Annotated in this window: 17 protein-coding genes; 9 read left to right on the top strand and 8 right to left on the bottom strand. The window is 48.6% G+C overall.

Annotated elements, in window-relative coordinates; genetic code table 11:
• Nucleotides 1–195: 195 nt before the first annotated feature.
• On the top strand, nt 196–2445 hold the full coding sequence (locus RIF36_RS12905; protein WP_350121347.1) for a GH92 family glycosyl hydrolase: 2250 nt from the start codon (nt 196–198) through the stop codon (nt 2443–2445).
• Nucleotides 2446–2737: 292 nt separating this feature from the next.
• Nucleotides 2738–3391: a tetratricopeptide repeat protein gene (locus tag RIF36_RS12900; RefSeq protein WP_350069216.1), complete on the top strand. Its 654-nt coding sequence runs from the start codon at nt 2738–2740 to the stop codon at nt 3389–3391.
• Between the two features lie 55 nt (nt 3392–3446).
• Here the strand turns inward: RIF36_RS12900 and hrpB are convergent, their stop codons facing one another.
• A complete protein-coding gene (gene hrpB, locus RIF36_RS12895; RefSeq protein WP_350121344.1) occupies nt 3447–5933 on the bottom strand; it encodes an ATP-dependent helicase HrpB in 2487 nt (828 codons plus the stop codon).
• 110 nt (nt 5934–6043) lie between these two features.
• On the opposite strand from hrpB, the gene RIF36_RS12890 reads away from it, so the two are divergent.
• Entirely contained in the window at nt 6044–6262 is a 219-nt protein-coding gene (locus RIF36_RS12890; protein ID WP_350121341.1) for a CDGSH iron-sulfur domain-containing protein, read from the top strand.
• Between the two features lie 4 nt (nt 6263–6266).
• Here RIF36_RS12890 and RIF36_RS12885 read toward each other — a convergent pair whose 3' ends face one another.
• Both RIF36_RS12885 and RIF36_RS12880 read right to left on the bottom strand, forming a co-directional pair.
• Nucleotides 6267–9644, bottom strand: coding sequence for a methylmalonyl-CoA mutase family protein (locus tag RIF36_RS12885; RefSeq protein ID WP_350121338.1), 3378 nt, complete (start codon nt 9642–9644; stop codon nt 6267–6269).
• Between the two features lie 42 nt (nt 9645–9686).
• On the bottom strand, nt 9687–9902 hold the full coding sequence (locus RIF36_RS12880) for a hypothetical protein (RefSeq protein ID WP_350121335.1): 216 nt from the start codon (nt 9900–9902) through the stop codon (nt 9687–9689).
• Between the two features lie 17 nt (nt 9903–9919).
• On the opposite strand from RIF36_RS12880, the gene RIF36_RS12875 reads away from it, so the two are divergent.
• Entirely contained in the window at nt 9920–10297 is a 378-nt protein-coding gene (locus tag RIF36_RS12875) for an SRPBCC domain-containing protein (RefSeq protein ID WP_350097301.1), read from the top strand.
• A gap of 297 nt (nt 10298–10594) precedes the next feature.
• On the opposite strand, the gene RIF36_RS12870 is transcribed toward RIF36_RS12875, so the two are convergent.
• A complete protein-coding gene (locus RIF36_RS12870; protein ID WP_350121332.1) occupies nt 10595–10747 on the bottom strand; it encodes a hypothetical protein in 153 nt (50 codons plus the stop codon).
• Between the two features lie 226 nt (nt 10748–10973).
• Between RIF36_RS12870 and RIF36_RS12865 the strand changes: the two genes are divergently transcribed.
• Nucleotides 10974–11291: a hypothetical protein gene (locus tag RIF36_RS12865; protein ID WP_350121329.1), complete on the top strand. Its 318-nt coding sequence runs from the start codon at nt 10974–10976 to the stop codon at nt 11289–11291.
• Between the two features lie 72 nt (nt 11292–11363).
• Here the strand turns inward: RIF36_RS12865 and RIF36_RS12860 are convergent, their stop codons facing one another.
• Entirely contained in the window at nt 11364–12947 is a 1584-nt protein-coding gene (locus RIF36_RS12860) for an NAD(P)/FAD-dependent oxidoreductase (protein ID WP_350121326.1), read from the bottom strand.
• A 278-nt stretch (nt 12948–13225) separates the two neighbouring features.
• Here RIF36_RS12860 and RIF36_RS12855 point away from each other — a divergent pair, with 278 nt between their 5' ends.
• Complete coding sequence (locus RIF36_RS12855; protein ID WP_350121323.1) at nt 13226–14572, top strand: Nramp family divalent metal transporter; 1347 nt, start codon at nt 13226–13228, stop codon at nt 14570–14572.
• A gap of 102 nt (nt 14573–14674) precedes the next feature.
• Complete coding sequence (locus RIF36_RS12850; protein WP_350121320.1) at nt 14675–15934, top strand: asparagine synthetase B; 1260 nt, start codon at nt 14675–14677, stop codon at nt 15932–15934.
• Between the two features lie 40 nt (nt 15935–15974).
• Here the strand turns inward: RIF36_RS12850 and RIF36_RS12845 are convergent, their stop codons facing one another.
• Together RIF36_RS12845 and glpK are read right to left on the bottom strand one after the other, a co-directional pair.
• Nucleotides 15975–18224: a patatin-like phospholipase family protein gene (locus RIF36_RS12845; protein ID WP_350121317.1), complete on the bottom strand. Its 2250-nt coding sequence runs from the start codon at nt 18222–18224 to the stop codon at nt 15975–15977.
• A gap of 34 nt (nt 18225–18258) precedes the next feature.
• The gene (glpK, locus tag RIF36_RS12840; RefSeq protein ID WP_350121355.1) at nt 18259–19752 is read right to left on the bottom strand and encodes a glycerol kinase GlpK; all 1494 of its coding nucleotides are present in this window, start codon (nt 19750–19752) and stop codon (nt 18259–18261) included.
• Nucleotides 19753–19832: 80 nt separating this feature from the next.
• On the opposite strand from glpK, the gene RIF36_RS12835 reads away from it, so the two are divergent.
• Nucleotides 19833–20693, top strand: coding sequence for an alpha/beta hydrolase (locus tag RIF36_RS12835; protein WP_350149357.1), 861 nt, complete (start codon nt 19833–19835; stop codon nt 20691–20693).
• Here RIF36_RS12835 and RIF36_RS12830 read toward each other — a convergent pair.
• Nucleotides 20690–21085 carry a tellurite resistance TerB family protein gene (locus RIF36_RS12830; RefSeq protein WP_350069181.1) on the bottom strand — a complete coding sequence of 132 codons (396 nt, stop codon included), beginning with the start codon at nt 21083–21085 and terminating at the stop codon, nt 20690–20692. The genes RIF36_RS12835 and RIF36_RS12830 overlap by 4 nt on opposite strands.
• Nucleotides 21086–21312: 227 nt before the next feature.
• Here RIF36_RS12830 and RIF36_RS12825 point away from each other — a divergent pair, with 227 nt between their 5' ends.
• Nucleotides 21313–21498: a hypothetical protein gene (locus tag RIF36_RS12825; RefSeq protein ID WP_350121308.1), complete on the top strand. Its 186-nt coding sequence runs from the start codon at nt 21313–21315 to the stop codon at nt 21496–21498.
• Nucleotides 21499–21537: the final 39 nt, after the last annotated feature.

Raw genomic sequence — 21537 nt, 5'->3', positions numbered from 1 at the left:
TTTTCTTTTTAGACGACTAGTCAAATGAGTTTCGAAATAGCAATTTAAGTCTGAAAAATGACTTCTCTGTCTGGCTAAACAATATCTAAGTATTTACTTTTGTTGATGGCACTTCGGTGAAAGGCGTTGACTTTACCCGGGGGTACCAATTGATTTACTATTCGCCAGCTCACATAGCTTTTCAACCAGTATTCAATGAGATTGTCCTTATTTATCCCTATTTGCCTCTTGACTTTTGGTCTAAAGGCACAAACCACTGAAAATCCCGTTGGGCTGGTCAATACGCTCATGGGAACAGACTCAAAAATGGAGCTGTCCAATGGCAACTCCTACCCGGCAGTTGCCGTGCCGTGGGGCATGAACTTTTGGATTCCCCAGACCGGCAAAATGGGCGACGGTTGGGCCTATACTTACGATGCCGACAAAATCAGGGGATTCAAACAAACGCACCAGCCATCGCCCTGGATGAACGACCATGGTCAGTTCAGTCTTATGCCAGGCACAGGAACGGTTCAGTTTGACCAAGACAAAAGAGCCAGCTGGTTCTCCCACAAGGCCGAGATAGCCCAACCACATTACTATAGCGTGTACCTGGCTGATGCCAACATTACCACCGAAATAACTCCCACTGAAAGGGCAGCTATTTTCAGGCTCACCTATCCGGAGGCAGACAGCGCCTGGCTGGTAATAGATGGCTTCGACAAAGGTTCTGAAGTAGTCATAGACGAAGAAAACGGCAGAATAACCGGCTACACAGTGAGAAACAGTGGTGGCGTGCCAGACAATTTTCGCAACTATTTCGTCATTGAGCTGGATAAAAAAGTGAATTGGAGCGTTTCCGACACGCTCAAGAAAGGGCATGCTGTGGGAGCCGTTGGCTTCCCAACAAAAAAGGGTGAAGTAGTTCACCTCAAGGTAGCCTCCTCCTTCATAAGCCCTGAACAGGCCGTCATCAACCTCAAAAGGGAAGTGGGCAGCAAAACCTTTGAGCAAGTAAAAACCGAAGGAGAAAAAGTGTGGAACGAAAAGCTTGGTGTAGTGGCTGTTGGGGGCGGTTCAATCGATCAGATGCGCACATTCTATTCATGCCTCTACCGCACACTCCTGTTTCCGCAAAAAATGTACGAATTGGATAAGCAGGAAAAAATCGTTCACTACAGCCCCTATAACGGACAAGTACTTCCCGGCTACATGTTTTCTGGCACCGGATTTTGGGACACCTTCAGGGCACTTTATCCCTTGCTCAATCTCCTTTATCCATCCATCAACAAGGAGATGCAGGAGGGGCTCATCAACGATTACAAAGAGGGTGGCTTCCTGCCCGAATGGGCAAGTCCGGGATACCGAAACGTAATGGTAGGAAACAATTCAGCATCTGTCGTGGCTGACGCTTACTTAAAGGGCCTCAGAGGATATGACATTAACACGTTGTACGAAGCGCTGAAAAAGGATGCCAATACCGAAGGGCCCATGGACGCTGTAGCCAGAAGGGGTGCTCCTTACTACAATAAGCTAGGCTACGTACCCTACAACGTAGGCATTAACGAAAATGCGGCACGCACTTTAGAATATGCTTACGATGACTTCACCATTTATCAGCTGGCAAAAGCACTGAATAAGCCTCAGAAAGAGATCGATCTCTACAAAAAGCGCTCGCAGAACTATAAGAACCTTTTTGACAGTGAGACAAAACTCATGCGGGGCAAAAACGAAGACGGCAGCTTTCAATCACCTTTTAATCCACTCAAATGGGGAGATGCATTCACCGAGGGCAACAGCTGGCACTATACCTGGTCTGTTTTTCATGACATTGAGGGGCTAAAGCAACTCATGGGCGGCGACAAAATGTTTATTAGCATGCTCGACTCCGTCTTTGCCATGCCACCGCTCTTTGACGATAGCTACTATGGCTTCACCATACACGAAATCAGAGAGATGCAAATCATGAACATGGGACAATATGCGCACGGAAACCAACCCATCCAGCACATGACCTATCTGTACAATTATACTTCCGAACCCTGGAAGGCACAGTATTGGATCCGGGAAGTAATGAACAAACTGTACACCCCTGCTCCGGACGGTTACTGTGGCGACGAAGACAACGGGCAAACCTCCGCCTGGTATGTATTCTCAGCTATGGGTTTTTATCCGGTATGCCCCGGCACAGATCAGTATGTATTGGGAACTCCGTTGTTCAAGGAGGTAATGATTTCTTTGGAAAACGGTAAAAACATTGAAATTCTTGCACCCGAAAACAATCAGGCGAATTTTTATGTTAATAAGGTGGTCTACAACGAAAGTGTATATGATAAAAATTGGCTCGCTCATGCCGAGTTGGTGAAAGGGGCTAAAATCTCATTTGATATGACGTCAAAACCGAATACAAAAAGGGGTTTTTCCGCCATTAGCTGGCCATTTTCAATGACTTTAGACAAGAAATAGAGTTGTTTTGCACCCTATTTTAAAAAGCGGTAAGAGCTCTAGATTAATAATAGGACTTAAGCAATAAAAAAAATAATTATAAGGGGTTACCTTTGTAGGTGATGTGATATCAACACTAGTGAACATTATAAACTTACACGAGTAATTTTAGTTATCCACTTTTGTTTTTTCTGTTGTACTAGTTTGTAACTGCGCCGCCTGAAATATTTTGTTTTACCGATTTATAAACATTTTGATCGAGCGACGTTGTATTTTTTTTTGAAATTGAGATTAACTGATTTAGTCGACCAGCATGATTAAGAAGCTATTAACCGTAGGAGTCCTCTTCGTCGTATTTTTTAATGGGGAATCGAAATCCCAGGAGAAAGCGTCCGACGCAGATTCAGCCCAGTATTGGTGGGGCAAAGGGTATGTTAGTGCCGTTAAGGGAGACTATGAAGCAGCCATTGTAGATTATGACAAATCCATCAAACTATATGGACTGAAGGGGGAAGTGTATTACGATAGAGGTAATGCTCGTGCCGAATTAAAAAACTACGTAGGTGCCATCGAAGATTACACCAACGCCCTGAAGTACCTGATTGACGACCCTGACAAGTTAAAGACTTACTATGTGAGAGGAATGGCAAAGATTGAGACGCTAGACCTCAACGGGGCCATAGAAGACCTCACCGAAGTAGTAAAACTCTCTCCGAACCACGAGGAGGCATTTTACTACCGGGCAACCGCCAAAGACAAACTGAAAGACTACAGAGGTGCCATAGAGGATTTCACAAAAGTCATTGAAATCAACCCTCAGTCGAGCAGGGCTTATAAACTTAGAGGCATCGAGAAGATCAGACTCCGTGACAAGCAGGGCGGCTGTAGCGATTTATCGATGGCCAGTGAGCTTGGCGACACCAAAGTGGCCAGCGTGATGGAAAAGCTCTGTGGTTCATCAAACTGACCTAACACCCGGCACGGAAAGGTAAACCCTGAATTGCTAAAAGCCTCGGGCAGCGTCATCTACCCTTCCTTTGAACGCCTCGTACGGCCAGGGCTGTCCAGGGGTCATCGGGCCAGGAATGCTTCGGATACCTTCTCTTAAGATCCTTTTTCACTTCAAAATAGGCATTGCTCCAGAAGCTTTTGAGGTCTGACGTTACCTGCACTGGCTTGTATCCCGGCGATAGCAGATGCAGCACCACCGCTGTTTTCCCGCCGTTTATTCTTGGGGTTTCAGCAAGCCCAAATACTTCCTGCAGCCTGACCGATAACACCGGGGACTCCCCGGCGGAAAAGTACTGAAGCTTAATTCTTGATCCGCTCGGCACCTCAATATGTGCTGGGGCTAATATCTCAAGCTCTTTTTGAGTGTCCCAGTCCAGCGAACTATAAAGCACCTCAACAAGGTCAATCTTTTTCAGATCCTCCGGCTTCTTTATGCCCGATAAATAGTGCCCAAGCCACTCTCCGTTTGTCGCCAACAGTGAATGAGTACTTACATCGGGCCAGCCCTGCTCCGGATTCCATTTCCTTAAGCTCATTACCCGGCTCTGCCATTGAACGAACTTATCGCCAAAGCTTAGAAGCGCCTCCCCTTCCTTAGCTATGACTTCACTTATCGCTTGTATCAACTGGCCTTCATCGGGTGTTGGCAATGGTTTCGAACGAAGGACGATGCTTCCAATCCTCAAATCGAGTGAGGCTATGAGGCCTCCCTTTCTGGTGTCCCAGGTCACTATTTCCTTTTCTTTCACCAGGGGTGTGAGATCTTTAGGATTAAGCGGAGCAGCCAGAAAAATCTTTCCCATACCATCACGGGCGTCGAGGTGAGCCACTGCCAGCCATGGTTCGTGAGCCAGATCGTCTTTATGTGAAGCCATGGCATACTTGCCGTTGGCAAGCTGAAACTGGGCATTATTGCCCGGCCTGGCGCAGGCAATTCTTTCAGGGTACGCATAAGCCAGCAACAAGCCAACCTCATAGGGGTCGAAAACGCCATTATCCACTTCAAGGTCAAATATTCTCCGATACGATTCCGCCACTTTTTCTATTCTCCCAAACTGTTTTCCCTGTCCGCCATTATCCCGAAACCTTCGCAAGGCCTCAATCCGCAGGGTGATATCGATGCCAGTCTCTCGTGGCAGGGGGTCTCGTTCTTCCAGCACGGCAGCCAGGTCGGTAGCCAACTCCACCTTCTCTGATTCTTTCGCCATTAGCAACATGTGGGCTATTCTTGGGTGACAAGGCAGCTCATGCATCTTCTTCCCATGAGATGTGATTTTGGTATTTTCAAGGGCATCCAAATGATGCAGGGTATCTGAAGCCTGGGCCAGAGCGCCTTTAGGCGGTGGTGTTAACCAGGTAAGCTGTTTAACATCCACAATGCCCCATTGTGCCATATCCAGCATGAGATTGGCCAGGTCAGCTTCCATGATCTCAGGCGTTCGGTGTGGCTCCAGCCGCTCCTGTGTGGTCTTGCTCCACATCCGGTAGCAAGCGCCTGGGCTCAGTCTGCCAGCCCTGCCCGCTCGTTGGTCGGCGGAATCTTTGGATATCTGTACGGTTTCCAGCTTTGAAAGTCCTGAGCGGGGGTCGAACTTCGACGTGCGGCCGTAACCCGTATCAACCACCACTTTGATGCCTTCAATGGTCAAACTGGTCTCCGCTATGGATGTAGCAAGCACCACTTTTCTGCGCCCGTCTTTACCGGGCATAATGGCGGCGAATTGCTGGCTTTGTGGTAGCTGACTGTAAAGCGGGTGGATGGCGAAATCAGCCATTTCCTTTCTGAGCAGCTCCTCGCATTTTCTGATCTCCCCTTCTCCAGGAAAAAAAGCCAGGATATCGCCTTCTCTTTCCCTCGATGCTTTGAGAATGATTCTGGCAGTCGTTTCCGGCAACATCATCAGGTCCTGCTCGCCGGTGTAGATCACCTCCACAGGATATTGCCGTCCTTCACTCACGGCCACAGGTGCTTTCATGAGCGCTGGCAGCCGTTCCATGTCCAGCGTAGCCGACATAATCATGATGCGCAGATCGGGCCGCAACACCTGCTGCACCTCTCTGCAAAGCGCCAGTGCCACGTCAGCATGGAGGCTCCTTTCATGAAACTCGTCGAACACGACCATCCCAACACCCTCCAATGCATTGTCGGAGTGGATCAATCGGGTGAGAATGCCTTCGGTAAGCACTTCGATTTGCGTCTGATCTGATGTTCTATTTTCGAACCTGATCCGGTAGCCTATTTTCTTTCCGAGCTCATCATTCAGCATGGAGGCCATTCTGGTTGCAATTGACCTGGCCGCCAGGCGCCGGGGCTCCAGCATCAATATCTTTTTACCAGCCAGCCATGGTTCGTTCATCAGCGCCAGTGGTAGCAGCGTGCTTTTTCCAGCTCCGGGAGGTGCATTGACGATCAGGGTGTTTTCCCTGTCCAGACTCTCCTTTATCTGTGGAATAATGTCGACAACAGGAAGATCGAATGCTAGTGGATCGAAAGACAAACTCAAGGATTTTGAGATATTCAGACTATTTAGACACAAAACTACACACCACAAGCCGATTTCCTTTTATCCAATTTCTAAGTTTCTACATTTGCGTCAAAAAAACATCCATGACCAAAATCACAGTAAACAATAATGGCTCTCTGAAAATTGACGGGGATTTTGAAATCGTAGACAAAGAAGGCAATGCATACGGCCTTCAGGGAAGAACGATTGTCTCATTGTGTCGTTGCGGAAAATCCGCCAATAAGCCATTCTGCGATGGGTCGCACAAAGAGCACTTTGAGCATGAGGCTGTTGCTTTTGACTTGCCTCCTAAAAAGGTATAAGGCTTTACATATTCCTCCTGTACTGCCCACCCACTTCGTACAAAGCATGGGTGATTTGCCCTAAAGAACAGTACTTCACGGCTTCCATCAGCTCCTCAAACATGTTTTGATTGCTGATGGCGGCCTGCTGAAGGCTTGAAAGCACCGCCTGAGACCTGTCTTCGTTGAATTTCTGCAGGCTATTCAAAGACTCAATCTGAAACTCCTTTTCGTCTTTCGTGGCCCTTATTACTTCCATGGGCGTGATGGTCGGCGAGCCTTTTGATGAAAGGAAGGTATTGACGCCAATGATCGGGAAGTCTCCGTTGTGCTTCATTGTCTCATAATAAAGGCTCTCTTCCTGGATTTTGCTCCGTTGGTACATGGTTTCCATAGCACCCAGCACTCCCCCTCTTTCAGTGATTCTGTCAAACTCGGCCATTACTGCTTCTTCTACCAAATCGGTCAGCTCTTCGATAATGAACGAGCCCTGCAATGGGTTTTCATTTTTGGCCAGGCCAAGCTCTTTGTTGATAATCAACTGAATGGCCATAGCCCGGCGCACGGACTCTTCCGTCGGCGTGGTGATGGCCTCGTCGTAGGCATTGGTGTGTAGCGAGTTACAGTTATCGTAAATAGCATAAAGAGCCTGAAGCGTCGTTCTGATGTCGTTGAAGTCGATCTCCTGTGCGTGTAGCGACCGACCACTGGTTTGGATATGGTACTTCAGCATTTGAGAGCGCTCATTAGCACCGTATTTCAGCTTCATAGCTTTCGCCCAAATCTTCCTGGCCACTCTGCCAATCACGGAATATTCCGGATCGACCCCATTACTAAAGAAGAAAGAAAGGTTAGGAGCAAAATCGTCGACATGCATGCCACGGCTGACATAGTATTCAACAAAGGTAAACCCGTTCGACAACGTGAAAGCCAGCTGAGAAATAGGATTGGCACCAGCTTCAGCAATGTGATAGCCCGAGATAGATACGGAGTAGAAATTCCGAACATTCTGATCGATAAAATACTGCTGCACGTCACCCATTACTTTCAGGGAGAATTCCGTGCTGAAAATGCAGGTATTTTGTGCCTGGTCTTCTTTGAGGATGTCGGCCTGTACTGTGCCTCGCACTTTTGAAAGGGTATCAGCTTTGATCTTTTGGTACACATCAGCAGGCAGCACCTGATCTCCCGTTATGCCCAACAGCATTAACCCGAGCCCATTGTTGCCTTCGGGAATCGCCCCACTGTACACAGGCTGTGTCATTCCTTTGGCCTTAAAGAGTTCCGTGATTTTCTCCTTCACCTTCGCTTCAATGCCCTGCGCTTTGATGTATTTCTCGCAGTTCTGGTCTATGGCGGCATTCATGAAAAACGCACAGATCGTAGCTGCAGGCCCGTTGATGGTCATTGAGACAGATGTAGTTGGATCAATCAGGTCGAAGCCTGAGTAAAGCTTCTTGGCATCGTCCAGCGAGCAGACACTCACGCCGGAATTGCCAATTTTGCCGTATATGTCGGGCCGGTGATCGGGGTCTTCTCCGTACAAAGTCACCGAATCGAAAGCAGTCGACAACCTGGCAAACGCATTGTCTTTCGACACATAATGGAAGCGCTTATTGGTGCGCTCGGGGCCGCCCTCTCCGGCAAACATGCGGGTAGGGTCTTCAGTGGTGCGCTTGAACGGAAACACGCCGGCGGCGTAAGGAAACTCTCCCGGCACATTCTCCTGCAAGTTCCACTTCAGCACGTCGCCCCAGCCGTCATACCGGGGCAAGCTTATTTTTGGCACTTTGGTGTGTGAGAGCGACTCCGTATGAGTAGGCACTTTAATCTCCTTCCCTCTTACCGAATAAACATATTCTCCGCTTTTATACCGCTGTACTTTTTCAGGCCATTCCTCAATCACTTTTAAGTTTTTGGGGTCAAGGTCAAGCGACGTCTTCTCGAAAAGTCCATCGAGCTTCTCTCCCAACACCTTGTCCTCTCCGGCTTTCTTTGCGGCGGCTATGGTTTTTTTGATGCCGTAAAGCGTTTGGGCCACTTCCTTTTGCTCCTCCACCCACTCATTGTAGTGCCTGATGGTCTCAGTAATCTCCGACAAATAGCGGGTACGCTTGGGAGGAATGATGAAAATCTTTTCTGAGAGTTCGTCCGACGATGTAGAAGCAGACGCCAGCCCAGCACCTGTTTTCTCTACAATCTTATCCATCAGCTTCCTGTACAGCGTGTTCATGCCGGGGTCATTAAACTGGCTGGCAATGGTGCCAAATACTGGCAATTGGTCGTCTGGTGTTTCCCAAAGGCCATGGTTGCGCTTATACTGTTTCTTCACATCCCGCACGGCATCGAGGGCGCCTCTCTTGTCAAACTTGTTGATAGCGATCATGTCGGCAAAGTCGAGCATATCGATCTTCTCCAGCTGAGTAGCTGCACCGTACTCCGGCGTCATCACATACAACGACACGTCGGAATGATCAGTGATTTCTGTATCCGACTGACCAATGCCAGAGGTCTCAAGAATAATCAGGTCAAACTCGGCGGCTTTGAGAATGTTCACAGCTTCCTGCACATGCTTCGACAGTGCCAGGTTCGACTGCCGGGTAGCCAGCGACCGCATGTATACCCTGGGGTGATGGATGGCGTTCATGCGAATCCTGTCGCCCAGCAAAGCACCCCCGGTTTTTCTTTTGGAGGGGTCAACCGACACCACTCCGATATGCTTGCCCTCGAAATCAACTAAAAACCGACGCACAAGCTCATCAACCAAGCTGGATTTGCCAGCGCCGCCAGTGCCTGTGATACCCAACACCGGCACCTTGCTTTTTGCAGCCTCAGCATCTATCTTTTGTAGCAGCGGCTGAGCAACGTCTGGAAAATTCTCAGCGGCCGATATCAGCCTGGCCACCGACTTTACATCTTTCTTCTTCAAGCTACCAAGCTCACCGTTGAGGTGATCGCCAATAGGGAAGTCGCTCCCGGCAATCAGGTCATTGATCATTCCTTGCAGACCCATGGTGCGCCCGTCGTCCGGCGAATAAATGCGATTGATGCCATAGGCATGCAGCTCTTCTACTTCCGTTGGCAGGATGGTTCCGCCTCCCCCCCCAAATATCTTGATATGCCCGGCTCCTTTCTCCCTGAGCAGGTCGTACATGTACTTGAAAAACTCTACATGCCCACCCTGGTAACTGGTGATGGCAATCGACTGCACATCTTCCTGAATAGCGCAGTCGACAATTTCCTGCACTGACCTGTTGTGGCCCAGGTGAATCACCTCTACACCTGTGGCCTGAATAATCCGGCGCATGATATTGATGGCAGCATCATGGCCGTCGAACAACGAAGCAGCAGTGACTATCCTTATGTGATTTTTCGGCTTGTAGGGTGATTCGGTATGTGACATAAAAGTTAACGAAATGGATATTGGGTCAATGATTTCTTAAAGTTAACCAAAGTGATCGACATGCTCGCCCGTTTCTACCCAACTGATATTGGCCAAATAAAGCTGAATGAAGAATTTTATTTTTAAGGTTGATTCATATAATTTCCAGATGGCAATCGCAAATGCGAATAAGGGAATCATTCTTTGGTTTTTCTTAAGCATTTTTAACATAAAAAGCAGTGCCGAAGGAAGCATTAAATCTGAAATCAGCAATATCAAATCAGTAATTCGTTTGAATGAAAGACTATAAAAAATACTACATCGTACCGGCTCTACCAGAAGAAGTATTCGCCGCTCTTACACACCCCGCCTCCCTTCACGCCTGGACAGGTGAAGAAGCAGAAATGTCGACCGAGCCAGGCTCAGAATTTTCTCTTTGGGAAGGAAGCATTGTTGGGAAGAACCTGGAGTTTGAGCCTGGAAGAAAAATTGTGCAGCAGTGGTATTTTGGCGAGCAGGCAGAAGCGTCGATTGTCACCATTATTCTTCACCCACACAAAAACGGTACCTCAGCCGAGCTGCGCCACAGCAACATTCCCGATGACGACTACGACGACATTGTGGAAGGTTGGAATACGACTTATTTTGGAGCGTTGATTGACTTTTATGAATAAAAAAAGGGACTTAATCCCTTTTTGATGCTTTCTTAGCTTTCTTCTCGGCCCTCTTCTCTTTCAGGTTCTTGGTGGGCTCCTTTTTCTCGTTACCTTTTTGGGGTGATGTTCCTTTTGCCATGGCTATTTGCTTTAGTTGTTGAAGTCTGCAAGAAATGTAGTGTTAATGCCAATAATATCCTTCAAAAGAATGAGATTTTAATTGCCGGATGAAGACTGAAGTGTGGATGTTCTCACTTGGGCTCCGTTCTGGTGAGTGTCTTCACTCACCCGTCCCCGCCGCCTTGGCGAGTGTCCTCACTCGCCAACTGACACCGCCACATACCCTACCGCCTTCTCAGCGCATTTCTCTCCATCAATAGCAACTGAGATAATGCCTCCTGCGTAGCCAGCACCCTCTCCGCAAGGATCAAGGTCTTTCACTGATTTAGGCCCCAGAGTCTCTTTCAAATGATGGATGAGGCCGTATCCAAAAAGTAAGCTGCCAAGGCAACTCTGAGTAACCTACCTAGATAACTGGCAGGTACTGAGACATTGAAGAATGAGGGCCAGATTGCCTATGGAGAGATACAGAAGCGTTACACTGTCAGGAAAAAGGGATATATTGAGTTCTCGCTATCGTATCATAGCGGGCAACGACCGAATGAATTTCGTTTTAATTAAACCAACGAATAGAATGGAAGAGAATTATGAAAAACCGCTTGTGCTTGTTGGCAAGATGCCGATAGCGAAGCTTTATGATCATTTGAGTGTTGAGTTACAGGAAGAGCTCAATCTTAAAGAAGGGAATCACGAGATGGAGTTCTTTACTGATATCAATGCAGTGAAGTTTGCTCATGCGATTCCTGGAGAGCCAGATAAATGTGTTATCGTTCTGGAGCAGGGAAAGTATGAGGTAGACATTCCTTTTAGTTTCTTTCTTCAATGCAAAGCAAAGCGTGCCAATATGAGGTACTTCACGGAGTCAGATCAGAAATTACATGGTGATAAGTAACGGCCGGGCCGTTTCTTTTGCAAGGAAATATAAATTATCAATTTTATCAAACCACCGCCCTGGCGAGTGTCTTCACTCGCCAACGGCCGCCGCTACATACCCTACCGCTTTCTCAGCGCATTTCTCCCCATCAATCGCAGCCGAAACAATGCCGCCAGCGTAGCCTGCCCCCTCTCCGCAAGGATACAGTCCTTTGACGGAAATATGCTCCAAAGTTTCAGGATCACGGGGAATGCGCACCGGAGATGAAGTGCGGCTTTCAGGCGCATGTACCACCGCCTCATTAGTCAGGTAGCCCTTCATGGCTTTACCAAACTCCCTAAAGCCTTCCTGAAGGGTTTTGTAAATAAAATCTGGCAGCACACTCCCCAGCTCTACCGAAGTGACACCAGGCTTGTATGAAGTTTCCGGTACATCGGCCGATCGTTTACCATTGGTAAAATCAATCAGTCTTTGTCCGGGTACCCGCTGCGTCTGCCCGCCTTCTTTCCAGGCAAGTTGCTCAATGGATTGCTGAAAAGCCATGGCTGCCAACGGCCCTTTGCTGGCAAATGCCTTAAAATCTTCCGGCCTAAGCTCCACCACAATGCCCGAGTTGGCACTTGGCTGATCTCTTTTCGAAGGTGACCAGCCGTTCGTCACCACCTCGCCTGGGCTTGTAGCACAAGGGGCAATCACACCTCCCGGGCACATACAGAAAGAGTAGACCCCACGGGTGTTGGTACCGCTACCTACCTGCTTCACGATGCTATAGGGAGCAGGGGGCAAATAAGTCCCCCTATCGTCGCATTTGTACTGTATCGTGTCTATCAGAGATTGCGGATGCTCCACCCTCACTCCCAGGGCGAATGGCTTAAGCTCGATGCTAATTTTCTTTCTATCCAGCAGCTCAAATATATCCCTGGCAGAGTGACCGGTGGCCAGAATAACTTTTTTCGCCTTAATAATATCGCCAGAAGCGGTACTAACACCCTCAATGGAATCGCCTTTGAGCAGGATGTCGGTTACTCTGGTATTGAATTTCACCACACCACCATGGGCAAGGATGCACTCCCGAATATCAGTAATGATCTCCGGCAGTTTGTTGGTACCAATGTGTGGATGGGCCTCCACCAGAATTTCTTTTGTTGCACCAAAGCCCACGAGGAGCTTCAAAATGCGCTGTACATCGCCCCTCTTCTTGCTCCGGGTATAAAGCTTCCCGTCGGAATAGGTACCGGCTCCTCCCTCCCCAAAACAGTAGTTGGAGTCTTCATTGACAATATGATCGATGTTAATCGCTTTCAGGTCACGGCGGCGGTCACGTACGTCCTTTCCTCTTTCAAGAATGACAGGCTTTTTACCTAACTCAATGCACCTCAGCGCTGCAAATAGCCCGGCGGGCCCGGCACCGATGATGATTACTTCTTCCGCTGTGGATACATCAGGATAGTCTGGCAGCCAGACAGGCTCCTCCTTAAAATCTTCGTTGACGTACACACGAACGGACAGATTGACTTTGATGATTCTTTGCCTTGCATCGATGGATCGCTTGAGCACCTCCACATGCCTGATGTCCGTGAATGGAATATAGGACTTTTGACTCGCCAGCTTATAGAGTGCTTCCTTGTCGGCTGCTTCTTCGGGCAGTACCTGAAATTGAAATTCTTTTTGCAATGAGTATCTTCTTTAGCCCCCAAAGATAGGGAATTAGACCCAGCGAATTGAGTTGGCGATGTTGCCTTCAGCTTTGCTTTCAGGTCAAAAGCCCAATAAGCAGGAAGGAAAGATCATCTATTTCGAAATCGTCCTGTCAGGATTCAGCCAATTTCCACCCAAAGGAAAAGATCATCCCAATATTGGTCAAATCAACCACTGGCTTGGGAAAGGGTTTTAAATTAAGCGCCAGGTGCTTATTATTCACTATATTGTTTGCACCCTACTCACCTGCTTAAATGACCGACAACTCCTACCTCATCAGTGCGGCGACGATCAAAGAACCGCCCACCACCTTCTTTCAGCGTCTTAAATTCCTTGGGCCGGGCTTTATCCTGTCAGCTTCTATCGTTGGATCAGGCGAGCTGATCGCTACTACAACCCTTGGTGCGTCGGCGGGTTTTACTGCCTTCTGGATCATCATCGCCAGCTGTCTCATCAAAGTGGCTGTGCAATTAGAGTTCGGCAAGCATACCATCCTAACCGGGGAAACCGCCATGCAGGCGTTAAAGCTGCTGCCGGGGACAAAGGCTGGTAAGGGCAAATGGTCTGTTGTGACCATACTCGGCCTGATGTCGCTCAAAGTATTCCAGATTGGGGGCATGATGGGCGGCTCCGCTCTGGTGCTGAGCATGCTTTTCCCTTCGGTAGCCACCATGATCTGGGTCATTTTTGTTGCTTTGCTGGTGGCCAGCATCATTTTCAAGGGCTACTACCTACCTGTGGAAAAAGCCTCACTGGTGATGACGGTGCTTTTCACCTGCCTTACCATTGCCTGCCTTATTTTCCTTTCCGAAACCCAATACAGCATCTCCATGGCCGATATATGGAGTGGCCTGCAGTTCGACCTGTCACCTGCCCTGGTGGGCGTAGCCATTGGTGCCTTTGGCATTACGGGCGTGGCCAGCGACGAAATACTCGCATACACCTACTGGTGCAGGGAGAAAGGCTATGCTGCCTACACTGGCCCTCGTGATGACTCCGACGACTGGCTACGCAGAGCAGAAGGCTGGACCAAAGTCATGTACCTCGACGCCACTGTTGCCATGATTATTTACACGTCAGTAACTGCTGCTTTCTACCTACTGGGTGCTGCCGTGCTTAATCACAGCGGCAATGTGCCTGAAGGGCTCAAAATGGTGGAAACCATTGCCACCATTTACACAGAGTCGCTTGGGCCTGGCTTCAAAACGATCTTCCTTGTTGGCGCCTTCTTCGTACTGTTCTCCAGCGTTTTCGCCACCCTTGCCTTCTGGACGAGAATGTATGCAGATATCTTCGGACAGCTTGGCTGGATTGACTTTTTTGACATGGCAGCCAGAAAAAGAACCATCGCTATGCTGGCGTGGGTTTTCCCTACTGCCTGGGCTCTTGCCTATTTCTTTGTAGAATCTCCTGTGCTAATGATTCTTTCAGGTGGCATTGTCGGCTCTGTTTTGCTGCTGCTGGTGGCTTTTGCAGCCATTCATTTTAAGTACAAAAGAGAGCAACCCATCACCTCAGGAAAATTGTACAACATCACCCTCTGGGTCAGCATCGTAGCCATTGTGGCCGTTGCTATATATGGTTTGGTCAAGCTGATCTGAGATCAGGCCAAACCGTTTCTCATGCAAACTGAAATGTGACCGGTGGCGGCAATGCATGTGCATTTATTCATTATATTGAGTAATCACTAACCCTCATTTCTCATGGGTACAGTTGTGCTACGTTTTCTTTGTTGCATCTTTCTCCTGGTTCCTCTCATAGGTAAATCAGCGTCTATTCTCATACCTATGGATGCCCGCCAAAAAAACCATCTCAAGGCCTACGGCATCGCCTACCTGTCTCTCCAAAGTGAAATACCGATCAACTGGCTGCTCAACTACCGGGGCGGCAGCTTTCTCTTTCCCTACGACCCTCTAGTGGAAAATGAGTGTAGCATTAGGGGCGTGTCGTTCGACGTGATCAGCGATGGAGAAACCGCCCTGCTGATGAAAGAAATTGAGAGCCCTAGAGTGAATATGAACTCGGTGAAAATGGAAAAGGAACCCCGAATCGCCGTTTACTCTCCCAAAAATGACATGGTGGAAGACAATACCGACGCTGTGATCACCGCCCTCGATTACGCAGAAATTCCCTACACCATCATTTACGACACGGAAGTGCTCTCCGACAGTCTGGTACATTTCGACTGGCTGCACTTGCATCATGAAGACTTTACCGGGCAATTTGGCCGGCATTTAAGAAGACAGTCGTCGCAGATTGAGGCGAAGATACAGGAAGCTACAGCGGCCTCTTTTGGGTACAGCAAAGTATCCGACATGAAGCTGGCAGTAGCCAAGAAGATTCAGGGGTTCACACTGACCGGCGGCTACCTTTTTGCCATGTGCTCCGGTGCTGAAACCTTCGACATCGCTCTTGCAGCTGAAGGGGTAGATATTGTGGAAAGCATGTACGATGGCGACGGAATGGATCCACAGGCACAGCAAAAGCTTGACTTTAGCAAAACCTTCGCTTTTACTGATTTCATTCTTGACCCGCCCAACTCGAGAAGGTTTTCAAATATCAACACCTCGGAAGGCCGTCGCTATTACTACGACGAAAGCTCGGGCTACTTTTCACTGTTCGATTTCTCAGCCAAGTGGGACATTGTACCTTCCCTACTTACCCAAAACCATACAGCTGTTGTTAAATCCTTTTTTGGCCAAACCACAGCATTTGCGGCCCCCACCGTTAAGTCCGATGTGCTGATCCTGGGCGAAAATGCGGATGACGGGGAGGTGCGCTACATCTACGGCGAAATGGGCTACGGGCATTGGACGTTCTACAGCGGCCACGACCCTGAACGTTCCCCCGGTGGCTGGCGGGAACAGACCAACCTCGACCTCTATCCCAACTCGCCAGGCTATCGGCTCATCCTGAACAACGTGCTGTTTCCTTCGGCACAAAAGAAGAAGCAGAAGACGTGAGTGTTCCTTTCTAGCTTTGCGCCTCTGCGTCTTTGCGTGCTTATTCCTCCTCTTCCTCCTCCGCCTCCAGCAATTCCTTCAACCTCATCAGCGCCTGCTGGTTGCTTACCAAATTGATATTGTCGATAATGTTTTTCTTCTCCCTGGTCGTCAGGTGCCAGTTGAGTGAGGCCCGCTCATTTTGCTTTCGTTCGAGCAGGACTTCTTCCGGCAGGTTGCTCTCCCCCTGAAACATGGTATTGGTGTTATATTCCACCTCTATCTGATACAGGTTGCCTTTGAACCATTCGGTAGCAAACTCAATGCGGCTGTCGTTGTTAAGATCCTGAATATTGCCAAGGTTGTTGTACACACTGCTGATGGGCGATGAAAACTTCTGCACGATAGACTCCGACGCCTTTTTCTCTATCTCTGCATTCTTCTGATGATCCCTCACAGAAAAAATCACGACGCCAGAGGTGTTTTCCTCAATCCACTCCCGGAACACATAAACGAATCGCACGGCATCCGATATGCCATAGTTGTCGGAAATACCCGCATCCATAATTTCGAGCGGCGGATCACTGGGCAGTTCAATATTGGGGGTGATATAGGGAAAAGTAGCACTCATTCTCAACGCACTCAAAAACCGAAGCTCATCAGCATTTTGCTCTTTAAAGAAGCTTCTGAAGTCCACCCCTCTCACCTTGGTAACCAGTTCCGCATTGGTGCTTGCAGCATTGCTGGTCATAAAGCCAACGTCTTGCGTGGAGATATAAAGCTTCCGTCCATCATTCACTATCGTAGGAGCCATCAACAGCAAGGGCACTTCTGCATTGCTTTCGGCTTCCTGATAGTCTTTGAGCTTCTTTTCCATGATCATGTCGGTGTTCCGATTGAGCTGGTTCTCAAAAGCGTACCCTCTGTCCTTCAGGTAAACCTCTCCGTCGTACCTGAAATACTGGAACCTGATAAACATATCGTTCACAAGCAGGCTGAAAATCATGGGATTCAGGTTGTCCATGGCGATTTTAGACAGGTACTGATCCTCCATACGGTTCTCGATCTCACCACTCTTCTCCCGCAAAAAAAGCTCCCGGTAATAAGCCGCTCCCACAATGCCTCCTGAAGCCCCGGTGATCATCATGGTGTTGTCGAGCAAAGTCCCATTCAAAAGGCTGTCCATCTGCTGCATCACCCGCATGGTCCACAGTGCCGCCCGCTGCCCTCCTCCACTTACACATAGAAAGACCATCTTGGGCTTTCCAGCACCCTTTTGCTTAGCCTTCCACTTCTCCAGCACCGGCAGCATCGATTCCACATCTTGGTTGTACACCTCCGGCGTGTTGCGATCACTTAATGTCTTGATAGAATACTCAGCTCTGCTGCCTTTATAGTTGAGCCCGAAGGCAGGATTGAGGCTCCGAAAAACGTCCATTTTTACCAGGAAATTGAGCAGCAGAAATGCCGTAATACTGAAAATGAGTCCCCAGCTACGGAACCAGTAGCTAATGGCACCACTAAGCATAATGAAAATGGTGCCAAAGAGGATAGCGCTGGCAGCCGCCGGTATCTGGAAATAGGGATTGTCCATGAAGAAGCCCAGCAGCAAAACAACGACAATGATAAGAAGCTCAATCAGCACCAAATTGAAGTGGTTTTGATCAAACACTTTTAAGATGGCTTCCTTGTCATAGAAATCGTTGATATAGGCAGTCGGTCTTAGCCTGAATTTTTCGTCCCAGTAGAAGTCGACCCTGTTTTTACTCTCTCTTACTTCCTTCAGCTTATCCAACGCCCTTTTGCGGTTGACTTTCACCTTTTTCAGGCGTTTATCCACACTACCCGTCAGGTATTTGAAAATGTCTTTATTGGTCAACCTGAAATAGGTATACAGCACGGCAAGCATGCCCAGAAAACCAGCCAGATAGCCAAGGATTTTCCAGAACAGGTCGCCAGGCCCTCTGAATTCATTTTCCATTTGAAATTGAAAAATAAAAACCAGGTAAGCCACATTCACAATGATGGGCAACAGGCTGTTGTTGATAGAAAACTTGGTAAAAGGGCGCTCAAGCACACCCAGAAAGGAATACTCATGGCCGTAAAGGATATAACAGGAAATGTTGAAGGCTGCGGTAAAGCCGCCCATACAAAAGCCGACTATGAAAAAGCTCCAAAAATCCACTCTGTTCAGGTATTCCGGATCGAGAAATAAGTAAGGGATACCCAATATTCGCCCGAAGTTGCCGGTAAACACTGCCACCAGGCTCACCCAAAAGAATAGCATAAACAGGTTACGCCTGACGTGCATAACCAGTAATTGTACAGGAAAGGAATAAATGAGTTTATTCCACATCTTTCAACCAGCCCATGCTGCGTTTCACGGCGCTTTTCCACCCGTTATACAGGCGTTTTCTATCATCCTCCTCCATCTCGGGAGTAAAAACCCGATTGATTTCTCTGTTTTTCACAATCTCCTTCTGACTCCACAGCCCGACTTCAATACCGGCCAGAAAAGCAGCGCCCATGGCCGTAGATTCAATGATACTGGGCCGCTCTACATTGGCACCTAAAATATCCGCCTGAAACTGCATGAGAAAATTGTTAGCAGTAGCTCCACCGTCTACCTTAAGGGTTTTCAAGGATAAACCGGCATCTTTTTGCATCGCCTCCAGCACATCTTTGGTTTGGTAGGCCATCGACTCCAGCGTAGCTTTTACCAGGTGGCTCTTGCCTGTGTCTCGGGTCAAACCGAAAATGGCACCTCTGGCATACATGTCCCAATAAGGCGCCCCCAAACCGGCAAATGCAGGTACTACATACACGCCTTCCGAGTCGCCTGCCTTCACAGCAAAGTACTCCGAGTCAGGTGCTTCATCAATCAGCTTCAACCCATCCCGAAGCCACTGTACGGCTGCACCAGCAATGAAAATACTGCCTTCGAGCGCATAGGTCACCTTACCTTCAAGCCCCCAGGCTATCGTGCTCACCAGTCCTGAGTGAGACAGCTGCATCTTCGTGCCCGTGTTCATCAGCATGAAGCAACCGGTGCCATAAGTATTTTTGGCCATGCCCGGTTCAAAGCATGCCTGCCCAAACAAGGCGGCTTGCTGATCGCCGGCAATTCCTGCTATCGGAATTTTGACGCCGTCCATTTCCAGGTCACCAAAGTGATGTGATGAGGGCTTCACCTCAGGCAGCAGCGACTCCGGTACCTTAAGTGCTTTCAGCAGCGTGCTGTCCCATTCCAGTTTCTTGATATTATAAAGCAAGGTTCTGGAAGCATTCGTGTAGTCTGTCACGTGTTTCTTTCCATTAGTCAGCTTCCACACCAGCCACGAGTCGATGGTACCAAAGGCCAGCTCGCCCTTCTCTGCCCGCTTCCTGGCTCCTTCCACGTTGTCGAGGATCCATTGCACTTTTGTACCGGAGAAATAGGCATCTACCACCAGTCCCGTATTCTCCCTGATGTATTGCTCGTGACCATCGGCTTTCAGCTTTTCGCAAATCTCCGCCGTTCGCCGGTCCTGCCACACAATGGCATTAAAAATTGGCTGACCGGTCTTTCTATCCCATACCACGGTGGTTTCCCTTTGGTTGGTGATGCCAATGGCGGCAATCTGCGACGGGGCTACCTTGTGGTCGGCAAGTGCCTTTTTGAACACTTCCCATTGTGTAGCCCAAATCTCGTCGGGGTCGTGCTCGACCCAGCCTGGTTTGGGAAATATTTGTCTGAATTCTTTCTGAGCGCTGCCGAGAATGCTCCCATCAGCATTGAAGATGATCGCACGTGAGCTTGTGGTGCCCTGGTCGAGGGCTACGATATACTTTCCTTGCATCATTCGGGTGTATTAGGGTAAACTTTTGCGTCAAAGTAATAAAAAAAAGATAGTCAGACGTATCTTCACGGCAGTTATAAATGGCTAAATACAGAAGTGGCTGCATGACCGAGGAATCTTACGACATAATTTCCAGGGACGGACTCAATCTAAAGGGTCGCTCCTGGTTGCCTGACATGGAGCCATCAGCTTTGATCTGCCTTGTGCACGGGCACGGGGAACACATAGGCAGGTATCAGCACGTTGCGGAATTTTTCACTCAACAGGGCATGGCTGTGTTTGGCATGGATCTTCGTGGTCATGGACATTCCGAAGGCAAAAAAGGCCACACCCCCTCCTACGACCTGCTGCTGGAAGATGTTGAAGACTTGATGAAATCCGCCAGGGTGGAGTTCATAGAAACACCCATGTTTCTCTACGGACATAGCATGGGTGGCAACATGGTCGTGAACTTTCTGACATCAAAAAAGACGCTCGAACTACACGGAGCTATTCTGTCCTCACCTTTTCTGAGGCTGGCAATGTCGCCTCCGGCGATCCTATTGAAGTTGGCGAAAATGATGCGAAATATCTGGCCTGCCTTCAGTGCGTCCAGTGGGCTCGACCCCAACGGAATCTCATCGATAGCGGCAGAAGTAGCAAAATACAAAAATGACCCCCTCGTGCATAGCCGGATCACTTCTCAGCTTTCATTGAGCTTAATCGAAGCGGGAGAAAAGGCTATTGGAAAGGCTGGCGAGCTCAATATACCTGTTCTGGCGTTTCACGGTGGGCAGGACAAAATCACCAGCATGGAAGCAACAAAGGAGTTTGCTTCTAAGGCACCACGCTACGTTACTTTTCATTTGTGGGAAACGTCTAAACACGAGACGCACTACGATGTAGACCGGGAAAAGGTGCTTCACCTGGTAGCTGATTGGGTTCAGCAACAGCTTGCTTAGCCCGGCTGTCCGGCAAACTCAAGAAAGCCCTCTTTAAGCTGCTTCTCAGGCAGGCTATCTACATTCTTCAGCAGGTAATCGACCACCCCCTTTTTGAAGCCCATCTTTTTGGCTACCTCGTACATAAACGTTTGCTCCTCAGGCTCAACAACTCCGTCGGCCACGACAACCCTGCCGCAACTCAACATCAGCTCCATTTTCTGCGTCAAATTCAGCATTTCGAGTGAACCTGTTGGTGTTGGGTTGTTGATCATTCGGGCAACCTCGGCATTCTTCGCACCACGGCTGGAAGCAAACTTCATCAGGTAAGCTTTTTCACTCAAGTCAAATTTATTATCAGAAAGAGCGAGTTCAATCAGCAGACTGATCTGCTTTCTTAGTACGTAATCCATACAGCCAAAAAATGATTTATTTAAAGATAGGCAAAAAAATCAAATTGAAGGGAAGATGGTATTTGGCTGCAATGGGTGGTGTAGTCTGTATTTTGGTTCTCGCTAACCCCAACTGGCCGGTTATTGCGCTTGTCCACCTGCTGGCGAGAGCGAGCAAATAAAAACCCTAACTCGGACGTCATTGCCTTTATACTTGTATGGCATAAAAATTCTAAGAGTTAGCTTCCATGAAAAGAAACCGACAGGGTGATCCATCGGTAACCCGAGTAAAGAGGTCGCTCTATCCTCCAGCACAAGAGCGCCCTCTTTACTTCTCGCAAGAAAGCGATCGGTACGGAGCCAGCTCCAGGCTCTCTATGCCACCACTCTTTGAGCGACTGAAGCAATCTGTTCATTCCAAAGCGGTATTCTAATGGACAGATTGCCACGTCACTCTACCAGTAGCCACACAA

The organism is Imperialibacter sp. (genome assembly GCF_040222815.1).
Classification (GTDB): domain Bacteria; phylum Bacteroidota; class Bacteroidia; order Cytophagales; family Cyclobacteriaceae; genus Imperialibacter.
The sequence above is the reverse complement of the archived record's forward strand: the minus strand, read 5'-3'. Positions and strand labels throughout refer to the sequence as shown.